At 32.2% G+C, this 17,229-nt stretch carries 15 protein-coding genes; 7 read left to right on the forward strand and 8 right to left on the reverse strand.

The genetic code is table 11. The annotated features are described in order from the left end of the window. Positions 1-65: 65 nt before the first annotated feature. Together uvrA and ACFQ1R_RS00490 are read right to left on the reverse strand one after the other, a co-directional pair. Positions 66-2,915, reverse strand: coding sequence for an excinuclease ABC subunit UvrA (gene uvrA / locus ACFQ1R_RS00485; protein ID WP_379924114.1), 2,850 nt, complete (start codon positions 2,913-2,915; stop codon positions 66-68). A 75-nt stretch (positions 2,916-2,990) separates the two neighbouring features. Further along, on the reverse strand, positions 2,991-3,458 hold the full coding sequence (locus ACFQ1R_RS00490) for a septal ring lytic transglycosylase RlpA family protein (RefSeq protein ID WP_379924115.1): 468 nt from the start codon (positions 3,456-3,458) through the stop codon (positions 2,991-2,993). Positions 3,459-3,608: 150 nt separating this feature from the next. Between ACFQ1R_RS00490 and ACFQ1R_RS00495 the strand changes: the two genes are divergently transcribed. Beyond that, positions 3,609-4,133 carry a hypothetical protein gene (locus tag ACFQ1R_RS00495; RefSeq protein WP_379924116.1) on the forward strand — a complete coding sequence of 175 codons (525 nt, stop codon included), beginning with the start codon at positions 3,609-3,611 and terminating at the stop codon, positions 4,131-4,133. 48 nt (positions 4,134-4,181) lie between these two features. On the opposite strand, the gene ACFQ1R_RS00500 is transcribed toward ACFQ1R_RS00495, so the two are convergent. Next, positions 4,182-4,898, reverse strand: a complete 717-nt coding sequence (locus ACFQ1R_RS00500; RefSeq protein WP_379924117.1) for a hypothetical protein — start codon at positions 4,896-4,898, stop codon at positions 4,182-4,184. Between the two features lie 153 nt (positions 4,899-5,051). Then, positions 5,052-5,654, reverse strand: coding sequence for an acyl carrier protein phosphodiesterase (locus tag ACFQ1R_RS00505; protein ID WP_379924118.1), 603 nt, complete (start codon positions 5,652-5,654; stop codon positions 5,052-5,054). Between the two features lie 64 nt (positions 5,655-5,718). On the opposite strand from ACFQ1R_RS00505, the gene glmM reads away from it, so the two are divergent. After that, the gene (glmM, locus tag ACFQ1R_RS00510) at positions 5,719-7,107 is read left to right on the forward strand and encodes a phosphoglucosamine mutase (RefSeq protein ID WP_379924119.1); all 1,389 of its coding nucleotides are present in this window, start codon (positions 5,719-5,721) and stop codon (positions 7,105-7,107) included. A 16-nt stretch (positions 7,108-7,123) separates the two neighbouring features. Beyond that, positions 7,124-7,687 carry a DUF4256 domain-containing protein gene (locus ACFQ1R_RS00515; protein ID WP_379924120.1) on the forward strand — a complete coding sequence of 188 codons (564 nt, stop codon included), beginning with the start codon at positions 7,124-7,126 and terminating at the stop codon, positions 7,685-7,687. Positions 7,688-7,774: 87 nt separating this feature from the next. On the opposite strand, the gene ACFQ1R_RS00520 is transcribed toward ACFQ1R_RS00515, so the two are convergent. After that, on the reverse strand, positions 7,775-8,644 hold the full coding sequence (locus ACFQ1R_RS00520) for a lysophospholipid acyltransferase family protein (RefSeq protein WP_379924122.1): 870 nt from the start codon (positions 8,642-8,644) through the stop codon (positions 7,775-7,777). Positions 8,645-8,707: 63 nt separating this feature from the next. Here ACFQ1R_RS00520 and ACFQ1R_RS00525 point away from each other — a divergent pair, with 63 nt between their 5' ends. From ACFQ1R_RS00525 to cmk, 4 genes are all read left to right on the forward strand, one after another. Further along, positions 8,708-9,343, forward strand: a complete 636-nt coding sequence (locus ACFQ1R_RS00525; protein WP_379924123.1) for a rhomboid family intramembrane serine protease — start codon at positions 8,708-8,710, stop codon at positions 9,341-9,343. Positions 9,344-9,545: 202 nt separating this feature from the next. After that, positions 9,546-11,996, forward strand: a complete 2,451-nt coding sequence (gene lon, locus ACFQ1R_RS00530; protein ID WP_379924124.1) for an endopeptidase La — start codon at positions 9,546-9,548, stop codon at positions 11,994-11,996. A gap of 209 nt (positions 11,997-12,205) precedes the next feature. Further along, positions 12,206-13,225 carry a type IX secretion system protein PorQ gene (gene porQ, locus ACFQ1R_RS00535; protein ID WP_379924125.1) on the forward strand — a complete coding sequence of 340 codons (1,020 nt, stop codon included), beginning with the start codon at positions 12,206-12,208 and terminating at the stop codon, positions 13,223-13,225. A 104-nt stretch (positions 13,226-13,329) separates the two neighbouring features. Beyond that, positions 13,330-14,013 (forward strand): (d)CMP kinase, encoded by a 684-nt coding sequence (cmk, locus tag ACFQ1R_RS00540; RefSeq protein WP_379924126.1) that lies wholly within the window; start codon positions 13,330-13,332, stop codon positions 14,011-14,013. Between the two features lie 72 nt (positions 14,014-14,085). Here cmk and ACFQ1R_RS00545 read toward each other — a convergent pair whose 3' ends face one another. The 3 genes from ACFQ1R_RS00545 to ACFQ1R_RS00555 form a co-directional block, all read right to left on the reverse strand. Further along, a complete protein-coding gene (locus ACFQ1R_RS00545; protein WP_379924127.1) occupies positions 14,086-14,802 on the reverse strand; it encodes a dioxygenase family protein in 717 nt (238 codons plus the stop codon). Positions 14,803-14,897: 95 nt separating this feature from the next. Beyond that, on the reverse strand, positions 14,898-16,061 hold the full coding sequence (locus ACFQ1R_RS00550; protein WP_379924128.1) for a HupE/UreJ family protein: 1,164 nt from the start codon (positions 16,059-16,061) through the stop codon (positions 14,898-14,900). Then, entirely contained in the window at positions 16,048-17,157 is a 1,110-nt protein-coding gene (locus ACFQ1R_RS00555) for a DUF3500 domain-containing protein (RefSeq protein WP_379924129.1), read from the reverse strand. Before ACFQ1R_RS00555 ends, ACFQ1R_RS00550 begins: the two co-directional genes overlap by 14 nt. Between the last annotated feature and the right edge of the window lie 72 nt (positions 17,158-17,229).

Consider the following 17,229-nt stretch of genomic DNA (forward strand, 5'->3'; position numbering starts at 1 on the left):
TAAGTTTATTTATTGTTAAGTTAAGTATAAATTAAATGACTCCAAAACAAACAGCCAAACTAAGTTTAATTTTCAACTATCATTGGAGCTAATTCCTTTTTAAGAAACTTAGCTGTATGGCTTTTTTTATGTTTAGCTACGTCTTCTGGTGTGCCTTCAACAATTATTTGTCCGCCACCTTTTCCTCCTTCATAACCTACGTCAATTATATGGTCAACGGTTTTAACAACATCTAAATTATGTTCAATTATTAAAACGGTATTACCTTTATCAGCTAATTTATTTAAAACAATCATAAGCACTCTAATATCTTCAAAATGCAAGCCTGTAGTAGGTTCATCTAAAATGTAAAAGGTGTTTCCTGTATCTCGTTTGCTTAATTCGGTTGCCAATTTTATACGTTGTGCTTCACCACCAGAAAGCGTGGTACTTTGTTGCCCTAAAGTGATGTAACCCAAACCAACATCTTTAATGGTTTTTAATTTATTATGAATTTTAGGTATGTGTTCAAAAAATTGTACAGCATCATCAATAGTCATATCTAAAACATCGCTTATGCTTTTACCTTTATAGCGAATTTCTAAAGTTTCACGATTAAAACGTTTTCCTTGGCAGGTTTCACATTCTACATACACATCGGGTAAAAAATTCATTTCAATAACGCGCAAACCACCACCTTGACAGGTTTCGCATCTACCACCAGTAACATTAAAACTAAAACGACCAGCTTTGTAACCGCGTATCATCGCTTCAGGAACTTTAGCAAATAAACTTCTAATTTCATCAAAAGTTTTTGTGTACGTAACAGGATTGCTTCGTGGTGTTCTACCAATGGGCGATTGGTTAATATCAATCACTTTGTCAATATGTTCTAATCCGGAAATGCTTTTATAAGGCATTGGTTTTTTAACGCCATTAAAGTAATGAGCGTTTAAAATAGGGTAGAGAGTTTCATTAATTAAGGTCGATTTTCCACTACCAGAAACACCTGTAACACCTATCATTTTTCCTAAAGGAAATTTTACGGATACATTTTTAAGGTTATTACCTGTACAGCCTTTAAGTTCCATAAACTTGCCGTTACCTTCCCGACGTTTTTTAGGCACCTCTATTTGTTTGTTACCATTTAAATAATCGGCAGTTAAAGTGTTGTGGTTCAGTAATTCTTTAGGAGAACCAACACTTATAATTTCGCCGCCATGTTTTCCTGCTTTTGGACCGATATCAATTACGTAATCTGCACGTTCAATCATGTCTTTATCATGTTCAACCACAATAACAGAATTACCAATATCACGAAGTGAGATTAATGAATTTATTAATTTTTCATTGTCACGTTGATGTAAACCAATACTAGGCTCGTCTAAAATATACAAAACACCAACCAATTGCGAGCCAATTTGAGTTGCCAATCGAATGCGTTGTGCTTCGCCACCAGATAATGATTTTGAACTTCTATTTAACGATAAATAATCTAAACCAACATCTAATAAAAACTGCAAACGGGCTTTAATTTCTTTTAAAACTTCTTCAGCTATTTTAAATTGTTTATCAGATAAATGATTGTGTAAATCGTTAAACCAAGTCGTTAATTCAACAATATCGGCGTTAGCTAATTCAGCGATGTTTTTATTATTTATTTTGAAGTAAAGCGATTCTTTTTTTAAACGAGAACCTTCACATTCAGGACAAGTTACTTTGTCCATATAATCTTTTGCCCATCGTTTTAAGGATGTAGATTCGGCTGTTTTGTATTGGTTTTCAATAAAGTTGGCAACACCTTCAAAATCTATTTTATAATCGCGGGTAACGCCCAAAGTTTTGCTTTCAACTGAAAACTTTTCATTACCACCATACAAAATCATGTGTTTTGCATCTTCAGGAATATCTTTATAAGCATCGGTTAATTTGAAGTTGAAGCGTTGTGCTATGGTTTCAAACTGTTTAAAAATCCAGCTATTTTTTTCTGGACCATGAGGTGCTAATGCGCCTGCTTTTATAGAAATACTATCGTCTGGAACAATCTTTTTTTCATTTACTTTGTAAAGTGTTCCAATGCCATTACATGTATCGCATGCACCTTTTGGTGAGTTGAATGAAAAGTTATTAGGCTCAGGATTTGGGTACGAAATGCCAGAGGTTGCACACATTAAACTTCTACTGAAATAGCGTGTTTCTTGAGTATCTTGGTCTAAAACCATAAGCACATCTTCACCATGATACATGGCGGTATTTATGGTTTCGGTAAGGCGTTTATTGTTTTCAGCTGTATCATCAATAACCAATCTGTCAATCACAATTTCAATATCGTGATTTTTATAACGATCGAGCATCATGCCTTTGGTAAGATCTTTTATTTCACCATCGGTTCGTACCTTTACAAAACCTTGTTTTGCAATTTGTTCAAACAATTCGCGGTAATGTCCTTTGCGCGAACGAATTACAGGTGCTAAAATATTAATGCGTTTGCCTTTAAAATCACTAATAATTAGTTCTTTAATTTGCTCGTCACTATAACTAATCATTTTTTCGCCTGTGTTATAGCTATAAGCATCACTAGCACGAGCATACAACAAACGTAGGAAATCGTAAATTTCAGTAATGGTGCCAACGGTAGATCGTGGCGATTTGCTGGTTGTTTTTTGTTCAATAGCGATAACTGGCGAAAGACCATCAATTTTATCAACATCAGGACGTTCTAAACCACCTAAAAACTGACGCGCATAAGCCGAAAATGTTTCAATGTAACGACGTTGTCCTTCAGCATAAATAGTATCAAAGGCTAATGACGATTTTCCACTACCAGAAAGTCCTGTTATTACAACAAGTTTTTCGCGTGGTATGGATACATCGATATTTTTAAGGTTGTGAACTCTAGCTCCTTTTACTTCAATAAAATCGTTAAATTGGCTCATAAATAGGCAAAAGCGCAAAGTTACAATTTTAGTTGTTAAATTGGTGTGAAGATTTAATCTGAATTAGAAAACTAGCTACTCTTCAAGAACTTCAATATTTACAATTAAATAGCCTCTAAGTTTATATTTGGCTATTTCCATAAAGGCTTTTTTTGACAAATCTATTTCTCTGCCTTTAACAAATGGACCTCTATCATTTACTGTAACAATTACAGATTCATTATTTACGGTATTTGTTACTTTAACTTTAGTGCCAAATTTTAGGGTTTTATGTGCAGCGGTATATAATTCATTGTCAAATTTTTCACCACTAGCTGTTTTTTTTCCATTAAATTTATCAGCATAGTATGAAGCATGTACCATTTCTTTGTATGGTGTATAAACTAGTAAGGATGAATCTACAACAGTACTATCGGTTAAAACAGAATCAATTTGTATAACGTTGTAATTAAGTTGTTTACTATTAATTATACTTGAAGATTTAAAGCTACTTAAAACAATAATTAAGCCTAAAAAACTAATAATTTGAGTAGTTAACTTCATGTATTTTTTGTTAAATTCTTCATAGTAACGAAAGAATTGATTTTTAATTATACGAAAAATTAATCAATTTAGACTTTTGTAGTTTAAAATAGGTGAAATTTTATTTGATATTTGTTATAATTGTACAAAATATTATTAAATAATAGTAACATGAAATTATTAGGAATAGGCTCTAGAATTAATCATGCAGAATACGGAAAAGGCGTAGTTACCAATGTTACAACACAGCATTATTGGGTAACTTTTATAGAAAACGGATTAGAAACAATAGATTTAGATAGTGATTTTGAAGTTATTGAAGCTGCCGATGGCGATGTAGATACTGTAAGCTTTTTTGATGTTGAAAGTAGCTTGGTAAACATTTTAAAAAAATGGAGTGATGCTAGTGAGGTTGTGCCTATTGCTGATAAATATAAAGGCGGAAAACTAATTTTAGAACCAGCAGATACCAATTTGAAAAGTTATGAATTACCAATTGATACGTTTTTTCATAAAATAACGATGGTTCGCGATCGTTTGCGCGTTATGGAACAACGTGTAAATGCTAGTGACTTGGATGAGCAAGGAAAAATAGATTTACAACAATACATAACTCGAATTTACGGTAGCTTAACTAGTTTTAATATTTTGTTTAAATCTGATAGCCATCGTTTTGTTGGGCAGAAAGGGAGTTAAGACTTTGTTTGAAGTCTTAGTTTTTTAGAAAAAAACGAGACTGCGAATTTATTCAGTTCCTTTAATATGAGAAATTTCTAAACCGAAAACGCTCATTTTATGAAAGTTTGGTAGTTGTGCACCACTTTCGGTAGTAACCCAATCGTTCCAAGTAGCTTTTAAACCATTAATAGGTAAAATATCAACCCACATTTGAAAACTTGTGGGTTTTCCTGTTTTATCTAAATGCCATAAATACGAATCACCTGGTGTTGACCCACCAGTTGTATAGGTTACTAAAAGCGCCTGTTCGTTGTTTTTTAAGGTTACCAATCGGCGTTCTGTGCCTTTATCAAATACTTTATAAGGTGCAACAAGCCAAAAGGAATCATTATTAAAGTAATTTGTTGCTTTGGCTATAAGTTCTTCAGCCATATCATTATCAACCTTAAAACTATGCACGTAGGCTTTATTTTGTGATGCATCATTTAAGTTTAAGCTTACTTTATATTCTTTCCAATATACATCACAAATATTTTTGTCTTTTTTCCATTTATAATGATGTCTTCTTTTAAATGTCCATTCAATATAATCGGTTTTTTTAAAAGCATCATAATTTAAAGCATCAAGCATTTTGTAGGCTAAAGCATCTGCTTCGTTTCCTATAATTCCTGTGGGCAACGTTTCATCATATTTAAAATATAAAAAACAAAAAAATAACAGACTTGGTAAGGTAAGAAACACAAGTACACCTGTTGTTATTTTTAATATTTTTTTTGACCTCATTTAAATATAATCTGTAAAACTTGAGTCTAAATTATTAATTACTAATATATTAATCAAAGAAAAAGGTTAAAATCCGACGGCGGTTAAGTCTATTTCGATAACCTGTATTTGCTTTTACACTTAATCTTAAAAAAAGGAATTCTATCGAAGCAGTTATTCTATTATGTTATGTGTGTGTTCTTGTAATTTTTCTTTTGAAAAGCGAATTAATTCATCAAAAAAAATAGAAAATTCGGTTTCAAATTCAGAATAAAATAGTTCTAATTCATTTACGGCTTCATCCATACCAGAACGGTTTTTTGTACGCCTGTTCATGCCATCTAAAACCCTTGAAATACCTTCAATCGAGGCATAACTTAATAGCCAATTATCGGTCATCATGTAAGGCATCATTTTTTGAATACGAAGCGATAGTAACTCATAATGCGTTTCTAAAGAATCATAAAAATTTTCAACATAATCTTTTAATGGTGTGTTGCTATATTTACTCCAGTTTTTAGCTAGAAAATGATCGTATAAAATATCTACAATTATACCCGAATAATGCCCGTATTTTTCATGTAGCCGTTTGGTGCTTTGTCTAACAATAGGATGTGCATCGGTAAATGTGTCAATATTTCGATGAAGCAAAATGCCAATTTGAATGTCTTTTGGATGTTTTTTATACAATTTACCTTTAATGCCATCTGCAATAAAATTTCCTATGGTAACCAAATCGTTATCTCCAGAAAGATAAATATGCGCTAAGTAATTCATTTTGGAAATTTACGAATTACAATTTTGAAATAGTATATTTGTTCATCAAATTGAAAAAAAAATTATGACACTTATAAAATCAATTTCAGGAATTAGAGGAACTATTGGCGGAAACGTAGGCGATAATTTAACACCTATTGATGCTGTAAAATTTGCTGCCGCTTATGGCGTTTGGTTAAAGCAACAACGTGAAAAAGATACTTACAAAGTAGTTGTTGGTAGAGATGCACGAATTTCAGGAGCCATGATTCAAAACCTTGTTATGAATACGTTGGTTGGTTTAGGTATTAACGTGGTTGATTTAGGTTTATCTACAACGCCTACAGTAGAAATGGCAGTACCTATGGAACATGCCGATGGCGGAATTATTTTAACGGCAAGTCATAACCCAAAACAATGGAATGCTTTAAAACTACTAAATGCTAAAGGCGAATTTTTAGATGACATGCAAGGTGCAAAAATTTTAGAAATTGCAGAAAGTGATAACTTAAGTTTTGCCGATGTAGATAGTTTGGGGCAAATAACAAAAAACAAAGCCTATATAGACTTACATATTATTGAAGTTCTAGATTTATCATTGGTAACCGTTCCTGCTATTGAAGAAGCCCGTTTTAAAGTGGTTGTTGATGGTGTAAACTCTACTGGTGGCATTGCAATTCCATTACTTTTAGAGCGTTTAGGTGTTGATGTTGTTAAATTATATTGCGAACCAAACGGACATTTTCCACACAATCCAGAACCACTAAAAGAGCATTTAGGAGATTTATCTGAAGCTGTAAAAAAACATAATGCCGATTTTGGTATTGTTGTAGATCCAGACGTTGATAGATTAGCTTTTATGGACGAAAATGGCGAGATGTTTGGTGAAGAATATACTTTGGTTGCTTGTGCCGATTACGTACTAAGTAAAACACCAGGAAATACAGTTAGTAACATGAGTTCTACCAGAGCATTGCGCGATGTAACCGAAAAACATGGTGGTAAATATGAAGCAAGTGCAGTAGGAGAAGTGAATGTTGTTAAGTTAATGAAAAAAAATAAGGTTGTTATTGGAGGCGAAGGTAATGGCGGTATTATTTATCCAGAATCGCATTACGGACGTGATGCGCTTGTTGGTGTTGCTTTATTTTTAAGCTTATTAGCTGAAAAAAACATGAAGGTTAGTGAACTTCGAAAAACCTACCCAAACTATTTTATGAGTAAAAAGAAGATTGAATTAACAGAAGGTTTGGATGTAGATGGTATTTTAAAAGCGATGGAACATCGTTACCAAAACGAACAACTAACCACAATTGATGGTGTTAAAATAGATTTTTCTGAAAGTTGGGTGCATTTGCGCAAAAGTAATACCGAGCCAATTATTAGAATTTATACCGAAGCAAAATCGCAACAAGAGGCAGATGCTTTAGCTGATAAATTTATTGAAGAAATTAGTGCAATTGCTAAGACATAATTTTTAATTGTTAGTTATGAGTGATAAAAAACAACTTTCAATAGAACAACAAAATCAACTTATTAATATATTAAAGTTGCGTTTTGAAACGCACAAAAATCGTCATAAGGATATTGATTGGATTTCTGTTGAAGGTAAACTACGTTCAAATCCAGAAAAATTATGGTCGCTTAACCAAATGGAAGAAACAGGAGGCGAACCTGATGTTGTTGGTTTTGATAAAACCACTAACAGCTATATTTTTTACGATTGTTCTGCTGAAACACCAGAAGGCAGAAGAAGTATTTGTTTTGACCCTGAAGCTTTAGAGTCTAGAAAAAAATTCAAACCAAATGATAGTGCTATTGGTATGGCTACCAAAATGGGTGTTGAGCTTTTAAATGAAACAGAGTATAGAGCATTACAAAAACTAGGGAAGTTTGATCAAAAAACATCTAGTTGGATACAAACACCTGCTGATATTAGAAAATTAGGAGGTTCACTTTTTGCCGATTTTCGTTTTAATACCGTATTTGTGTACCATAACGGTGCAGAATCTTATTATGCAGGGCGTGGGTTTCGTGCTTCGTTAAGAGTTTAATGTTATTAAGTTCGAAGTAATTTAACTAAATTTCAATTTTATTAAAAGATTGCGTCTATTTCTCGCAATAATCTAAAAATTGAAGTTCTAACGGCTATGTTTCCAGCGTTTATGCGTCCAAAAATAATATTCAGGTGCTTCATAAATTTGTTTTTCAACTTCACGTAAAAACAAATCTGTTAATTCATAATCTTTAAAATCGTTTGGATTTTCAGAAAGCGTTATAATTTCAGCTTCATAATAACCGCGGTTAACTTTGGTTACTTTTAAATAGGCAATGGTTAAATCTAATTTTTTAGCTAATCGTTCAGCACCGGTAAAACATGGCGTTTCAATACCCATAAATGTACCCCAATAAACTTCTTTTGTAAGCCTGGGCGATTGATCGCTTAAAAAAGCAGTAATACTTTTTCTTCCCTTAGCTTCATTCTGGTTAATTACACTTATTGTCTCTTTTGTGCTAATTAATTGTGTATTAAACCTAGACCGAATCGCTCTTACCAATTTGTCAAAATAGGTGTTTGCTAATTTTTTGTAAACACCAAAGCCTTTAAAGTTGATGTAATTTTGCAAAACAACAGACCATTCCCAACTTGCATAATGCCCATACATTAACAATATACTTTTATTTAAACTTTCTAAACGTTGAAATTCCTCAGGATTCAATATTTTAAATCGTTTCTTTAATTCTTTTTCAGAAATAGTCATGGTTTTTGCCATTTCTAAAAACATATCGCACAAATGTTTATAGAATTTCTTTTGAATGCTAGTTAATTCATTTTCACTTTTGTTAGGAAAAACAAGTTTTAAATTGTTGTAAACTACTTTTTTTCGATAGCCAATTACATAATAAAGTAAAACATATAAACCATTGGAAATTAAGTATAATAATCGGAACGGTAGTATAGAAACCATCCATAAAAGTGGATAAATAAGAATATATGCTAAAAATTGCATGAATTAATTTTAGATTTGTAAAAGCAAATATATGCTAATTTTGAACTTAAACCTTTACACCTTATGGGCAATTTAGATTTGATTACCATTATTATTATAGCAGCAAATGTAATTATATCATACAAAGGATTTAATGACTATGCCTTTTTTGATGCTTATAAATTTAACATTGGCGGTGTACAAAGAGGCGAGAAGCTACGTATGTTTAGTTCTGGTTTTCTACATGTAGATACGCAACATTTGTTGTTTAATATGCTAACCTTATATTTTTTTGCAGGAATTGTAATTAATGAATTAGATGTGTTTGGGTTTCTAACAATTTATGTAAGTAGTTTAATTTTTGGGAATTTATTAACTTTATATTTTCACAAAACAGAATATCATTATAGTGCAGTTGGGGCAAGTGGCGCTGTAATGGGAGTTATTTATTCTGCAATATTGTTTGATCCATGGATGGAAATTAACTTTTTTATTCCAGGCTTTGTTTTTGGAATAGGATATTTACTGTATTCGATTTATGGAATGAAGAATAAAGTTGGAAACATAGGACACGATGCTCACTTTGGAGGGGCAATTGGAGGTTATGTTACTACCTTAATATTATCTCCTTCACTTTTTAAAACAGACTTATTGTTTGTATGTTTATTATTAATACCAATTATACTGTTATTCATTTTGAAAAAAGCAGGGAAAATTTAGCACTTATTTTTAAAGCTTTATAACTTTCAACTTTGAAACTTTTAACTTTAAACTTACAATTGGCATAGCTATTGAATTTATACAATAACTGAGTAATAAGGATTGTTTTTAATTAACTGGTATTCAGTATTATAAATTTTTTGTAAATTATTAAAAATAAAGGAACGGTTTGTTTTAATGACAGATTGACCTAAATACATATATGAAAAAATCTAATTTTTTAACGCTTGACAGTTTGTCATTACAGGATTTTGATGAGAACTCAGAATTAATTCCACTAATGACGCCTGAAGATGAAGCAGAAATAAACAGCGAGAAATTGCCCGAAACACTACCAATTTTATCATTAAGAAATACGGTTTTGTTTCCTGGTGTAGTAATTCCTATTACAGCAGGTCGTGATAAATCAATTCGTTTAATAAACGATGCTAATAAAGGCAATAAGGTTATAGGTGTTGTAGCCCAAAAAGATGAATCGGTTGAAAATCCTTCAGCAAAAGAAATACATGGTATAGGTACAGTTGCCAAAATTTTACGTGTTTTAAAAATGCCAGATGGTAATGTAACGGTTATCATCCAAGGAAAAAAACGTTTTAAAGTAGCCGAAGTTCTTACTGAAGAACCGTATATGAATGCTACAGTACGTGAAATTCCTGAAGCAAGACCAGCACAAAAAAACAAGGAGTTTTTAGCCATCATAGAATCTATTAAAGATTTAGCACTTAGCATAATTAAAGAAAGCCCAAACATTCCTAGTGAAGCTTCTTTTGCTATAAAAAACATTGAAAGCGATTCGTTTTTAATAAATTTTGTATCGTCAAACATGAATCTTTCGGTTGCAGAAAAGCAATCGTTATTAGAAATTGACGATCTTAAAAAACGCGCCCTTGCTACACTTAAGTATATGAATATGGAGTTTCAAAAACTGGAACTTAAAAACGATATTCAATCGAAAGTGCAAATGGATATGAATCAGCAACAGCGTGAATATTTCTTGCATCAGCAAATGAAAACCATCCAAGAAGAATTGGGAGGCGTAAGTCATGATGAAGAAATTGAAGAAATGCGCTTACGTGCTGATGATAAAGTTTGGGATGAAAAAGTAGCGAAGCATTTTGAAAAAGAACTTGCAAAAATGCAACGCATGAATCCGCAAGTAGCAGAATATTCTATACAAAGAAACTATTTAGAATTGTTTTTAGATTTACCTTGGAATGAATTCAGTAAAGATAAATTCGATTTAAAACGCGCCATGAAAATTCTAGACCGCGACCATTTTGGTTTAGAAGATGTAAAGCGTAGAATTATAGAATATCTAGCGGTTTTAAAGCTACGTAATGATATGAAATCGCCTATTCTGTGTTTATATGGACCACCAGGTGTTGGTAAAACATCGTTAGGTAAATCGATTGCAGAAGCGTTGGGTAGAGAATATGTGCGTATTTCATTAGGTGGTTTACGTGATGAAGCTGAAATACGTGGTCATAGAAAAACCTATATTGGTGCAATGCCAGGACGTATCATTCAAAGTTTGAAAAAAGCAGGCACATCAAACCCAGTATTTGTATTAGATGAAATTGATAAATTATCAAATTCACATCAAGGCGATCCATCTTCAGCAATGTTAGAAGTGTTGGATCCAGAACAGAATTCTGAATTTTACGATAACTTTTTGGAAATGGGTTACGACCTATCGAAAGTGATGTTCATAGCAACATCAAATAGTTTATCAACCATTCAACCAGCATTGAGAGATCGTATGGAAATTATCAATGTAACAGGTTATACCATTGAAGAAAAAGTTGAAATTGCAAAACGCCATTTACTTCCAAAACAATTAAAAGAGCATGGTTTAACTGATGAACACTTAAAAATAGGTAAAGCACAATTAGAAAAAATAGTTGAAGGTTACACCCGAGAGTCTGGTGTTCGTGGTTTGGAGAAACAAATTGCAAAAATGGTGCGTTATGCAGCTAAAAACATTGCAATGGAGGAGGATTACAACATTAAAGTAACTAACGAAGATGTTATTGAGGTATTGGGTGGTCCAAAAATGGAGCGTGATAAATACGAAAACAACAATGTTGCAGGTGTTGTAACCGGATTAGCATGGACAAGTGTTGGTGGTGATATTTTATTTATAGAATCTATTCTTTCAAAAGGAAAAGGTACCATGACTATTACTGGTAATTTAGGTACAGTTATGAAAGAATCTGCTACAATTGCTATGGAATACATAAAATCTAACGCTGATGAATTTGGAATTAATTCTGAGATTTTTGAAAAATACAATGTACACATACACGTGCCAGAAGGTGCAACACCAAAAGATGGTCCAAGTGCAGGTGTAACCATGCTAACCTCGTTAGTGTCGTTATTCACCCAGAAAAAAGTGAAGAAAAGTTTAGCTATGACAGGTGAAATAACGCTTCGAGGCAAAGTACTGCCTGTTGGTGGTATTAAAGAAAAAATTCTGGCAGCAAAACGAGCTCGGATTAAAGAAATATTACTTTGTGAAGAAAACAGACGTGATATTGAAGAAATAAAACAAGATTACTTAAAAGGTTTAACTTTTCATTATGTGACTGATATGAGTGATGTTATTAAAATAGCACTCACAAATCAAAAGGTTGTTAATGCAAAAACACTTTAAACATTAAAAGGGTTTTCAAAAATTAACTGGTAACGTAATTGCGAGCACAGTTAAGCAATCTCAATAATTTGATTATCAATTTTACCGATTGCTTCATACTTCGTAAAGACTTAAATACATTTTTTTTTTGAAAGCCTTTTTTTTATGATTTAAAATAAAACATTCATGCTACCGTTTTAAGATAGATTTACTTACTTTGCGATGTAAATATGCTGAAAAAAATTATCACGCTTTTTTGTTTGCTTCTTACAGTCTTAACCTATGCGCAGGTAGGAGGCGAGTCTACGTATCAATTTCTGAATTTAATAACATCTCCACGTCAAGCTGCTTTAGGAGGTAAAGTGTTAACTAATGTAGATTATGACGTTACGCAGGCACTTTATAATCCAGCAACCATTAATGTGGAAATGGATAATCAACTAGCATTAAATTATACCAGCTATTTGGGGGCTATTAGCTATGGGTCTGCAGCTTATGCCTATACGGTTGATAGACGTACACAAACTTTTCACGCGGGTATTACATATATAGATTACGGTACGTTTGATGGGTATGACGAATCTGGTCAAGAAACAGGTTCGTTTACAGGAAAAGAAACAGCTTTATCAATCGGATATGCATTACAATTAGGCTATTCTGATTTTTATTTTGGAAGTAATTTAAAAATAATAACCTCTGCACTTGAACAGTATGGTTCGTTTGGTGCGGCTATTGATATTGGTTTGTTATATATCAATGAAGATATAGACTTTCACGCAGCATTAGCTGTTAGAAATTTGGGAACACAAATTACCACTTATGCGGGTTTAAATGAAAAATTGCCTTTTGAGGTAGATTTTGGTATGTCGCAAAGTTTAGAAAATGTACCCCTTCGTTGGCATCTTACTCTAGAGAATTTGCAGGAATGGCCCATAGCAAGACCAAATCCTTCTAGAACAATAAACGATTTAAGTGGCAACCAAACCGATGAAAAAATTGGATTTTTGGGTCAAATAATGCGACACACTATTGTTGGTGCTGAAATTTTTCCTGAACGTGGATTTAACATTCGTTTTGGCTATAATTTTAGACGTGCCGAAGAATTACGAATTATAGACCAACGAAATTTTTCAGGCTTATCTGCTGGTTTTTCATTAAAAATGAATAAAATGCGTTTTAGCTATACACACATGAAATATTCTAGTGCAGCGAATGCAAATTTTGTCGGTTTACAGATAGATTTGCAATAGAAGTTTTTCAAGTTATAAAGTAGAAAGTTTTTAAAGTTATTTTTAATGAAAAGAGTCAACTTTTTACTTTATAACTTTTTAACTTTACAACTAATTTAATTTCAATGAAACACATTACGATTGCTATTGATGGATTTTCTTCAACAGGAAAAAGTACAGTAGCTAAACAACTTGCAAGACATTTAGGCTATGTATATGTAGATTCTGGTGCTATGTATAGAGCTGTTACGTTTTATGCGATGCAAGAAGGATACATTACCAAGCATCATTTTAATAAGGATGGTTTAATAGCAAATCTTAAAAATATAACCATAAGTTTTAAGTTTAATGAAAGTTTAGGATTTGCTGAAGTGTATTTAAACGGTGAAAACATAGAAAATCAAATACGTACTTTAGAAGTTTCAAGCTTTGTTAGTAAAGTAGCCGAAGTTTCAGAAGTTCGTCAAAAATTAGTAGAACAACAGCAGGTATTTGGAAAACATGGTGGTGTTATTATGGATGGACGTGATATAGGAACGGTGGTGTTTCCTAATGCCGACTTAAAGTTATTTATGACGGCTTCAGCCGAAACCAGAGCAAAACGTCGTTTTTCAGAATTAATAGAGCGAGGCGAAACCGTAACATATGATGCTGTTTTAAAAAACGTTGAAGAACGCGATTATATTGATACAAATAGAGAAGATTCGCCATTAGTTAAAGCTACCGATGCTATTGAAATTGATAACTCAAACATGACTTTACAAGAACAGTTTAATAAAATTTTAGAATTAGTGAATTCTATCAATTAAAATGCATAATAAAAAAGGGTTGTTATCATTATAATATCCAACCCTTTAGAAAAAAAAGCTACTAATTAACATTTAAACTACAATGGTTTTTAAAAGCGTATAACCATCGGTGGTATTTCCTGTGATAGAGTCTAACATATTACCTTCTAAACTATTAGAAAACACATTATCGTTAGCGTTTAAGGTATTAGCTTGTCCGTTATAACCCGAAGTAGCATACACCGTATCGCAAACGTTTTTAGGAAAAGCAATCTGTGTAACTCTAATAGATTTTGCGCCACTTGTTAAAATTTCAACATGAATATGTGGTGCACGACCATTATACCAACCTGGAAAAATACTAATAAAAGAAGCTTGACCGTTTGCATTTGTAGTTTGTCTGCCTCTTAAAAAGTGGTTATTAGTATAATTGGTACTTTGCATAGACGTTCCACCATACTCTGAATAATCACCTTTTGAATCGCAATGCCAAATATCTACCAACACTCCAGCTAATGGTTTGCAATCGTTACTTTGGTCTTGAATGGTTAGGGTAATTAATAAAGCAACACCCGAACGATCTCCAATAATATTTTCACGAACTAAATCGGATGGTGTTTTAATAGGGAATGGTCCAGCAGTTTCACTTGGTGATAGGATGCAATCTCCTGTTGTTCCTGTTGTTGTTTCACTAGAATCATCATTAGAAACGGAATCATCTTCTTTAGAACAAGCAGAGATTAATGTTGGAATAGCAACAATACTACCTAAACCTACTAATCCTTTTTTAAAAAAATCTTTTCTTTCCATAACATCTTATTTTCTTTTCATTCAAAAATAGATTTTACGAATAAGTTTTGAAATTTTTTGAGATTAACTAAGAATAGTTTGCGGTGAATATAGTATTAAAATAAAAATTGAATTCTGTTATAAAACCAAAACATAGAAAGTAGTATGGTTGTTAAGGCAAACCAAAATCTAAAGGTATGATATATTTTATATTTGCTAAAAAGTAATAATGGAAATACAATTAAAATAATACCTATTTGAGCAATTTCAATACCTAAATTGAAACCTAGCATACTGATAAGTTTTGGTTTAAATGTTAAATCAAGACTTGAAATACTTTCTGAAAAAGCTAAGCCATGTATAGTACCAAAAATAAGACCAACCATAGTTTCTTTTGAAGGAAAAATTGGCTTGATTGTGTGAATAGCTGTTAATATGATTGTTATAGTTATAAATACTTCAATATATCCTATTTCAAAAGGTATTAAATTAAAAGTTCCTAGAAATAAAGAAAACGAATGTCCTAAGGTAAAAAATAAGCTTATGCTTAAAAATCTTTTAAATGTATAAGTGTTTCCTTGAAATAAAGACCATTTTTTACCCTCATTTCTAACTGGTGCAATAAGTAGTAAAAGCACGATAAAAAATATGTGATCTAAACCATGAATTATATGATTTATACCCATAATACAAAAACTTTTAAAACCTTTCCAAACACTACCTTTTTCAAGATGAATAGTTAATGGTGAAATTTTATCTGTTTCTAAGGCGTATTTAATAGTTCCTAAAAGAAGTGGGGTTTTATTATCATTTAACACACCATTTATCCAATCTTCACATAAGACCACCATGATTTGATGATTAATTACTTGATGCGTTATAACATCAAAATTCAAGGTAAAATATCTAATATCAGTTAATGAAACAGGTATTAGTTTAAATTTTACAATAATTTCTTGGTATGTTCCAAAATTTGGAATGGAATCATTTTGAATATAAATCGTATCTATTTTAGTTTGCCATTGGTTCGTATTTGAACTTGCTTTTATATGTTTTAAATAATATGTGGGTAGTGTATTTAAGTCTATAAATTTTTTACTTAAAGCATTTTGATATTCTATATAAGGCGATTTTAACTCACCTAAAACATATGCTTCTTTAATTTTTAATTGCAATACAGAATTAGGCATTGGATGTGCTAACGCTTTACCAATGCCTAAAAAGAAACCAATTATTATTAAAAAGTAAAAAAAGGATTTAACAATTTTAGTTTCCGCCATAATCGTTGGTTTTATCTCTCCAAACAGAATGTGGATGATTAGGAGAATAAACAACACCTCTTTGCATTGAAAACTCAATCCAAACTGAAGGACCATCTATTCGAACATAATCATTTTGTGAAGCCACTGCTGTAGTGCCAGAATAAGCAATGTAAGTATTGGCTAATTCGTTTGTATAATTTAACAATATACTTGCAGCGTTTTCACTATCAATATCTTCAACATAAGTTTTTATAGCATTCAAAACCAATGTTTGTTTGGCAGTAGATAATGTGCCAACTTGTAAACCAGAAGCTGTTGATGGGAAAACATTATCTGAACCTGGACCAGCAAGTATGTCGGAAAATATACCGCTTAATTTTGCTGTGGTTAACTCGGTTGTAGATAAGCTTTGAAGCATCGTAGCAAAGGCATCACGTTCTTGGTTTACAGGACTATAAGTTACACCATCATAAGTAAATTCATTAAATGGTTCAATGCCTCTAAAAGAAGGTGTAGCTCCAACTAGTGCACCATTGGAATATGTGTTTGCAAATGCTAAATGATGTCCGCCAAATTGTAGTTCCCATTTATTTGTTGCAGAAGGTGTGCCATGAAATGCAATATAGTAAAGACCAGAACCATAGCTATTGCCTCCTAAAGTTTCATCGGCTGCCAATAAACCATTTATTTCATTGTAACCCTCACTAGTACCTGTGCCAGAAGCAGCTTGTATTAAAGCTTTAGCGTAGCTTATTTGTTCATTGGTTAAAACTTCAAAACGTAAACCAACTCTACCTTGTACTCCTGGTAAGTTAGACCAACTGCTTTTTGCTACCGAAATAGAATACGCACGTTGTAATGTTGCTATTTGACTGGCATTTAGTGTAGCCTTAAAGGCATTTGCTAAACATAGTATTTTTGCAAAACCAGATTCACTATTACAGGTCGTTACAGTTGCAGCATTTGTAAGTCCATTACCCAAACCACTTGTGGTTGTTTCAGTTTCAGATTCATTTTCTGTTTCTGTTTTGGTTTCATCAGAACTACATGCAAGTAAAATAAAAACTATTAGCAACGTAGCTATAACATTTGTTTTTCCAATTATCGAGTTCATAGCATGTTTTTTTTTAATTGAACTCAAAAGTATATAGCAGTTTAGTTTTGTTAAACTTTTTGCGATTAATTA

The sequence above is a fragment of the Mariniflexile jejuense genome, from assembly GCF_042675665.1.
In the GTDB taxonomy this organism is placed as follows: domain Bacteria; phylum Bacteroidota; class Bacteroidia; order Flavobacteriales; family Flavobacteriaceae; genus Mariniflexile; species Mariniflexile jejuense.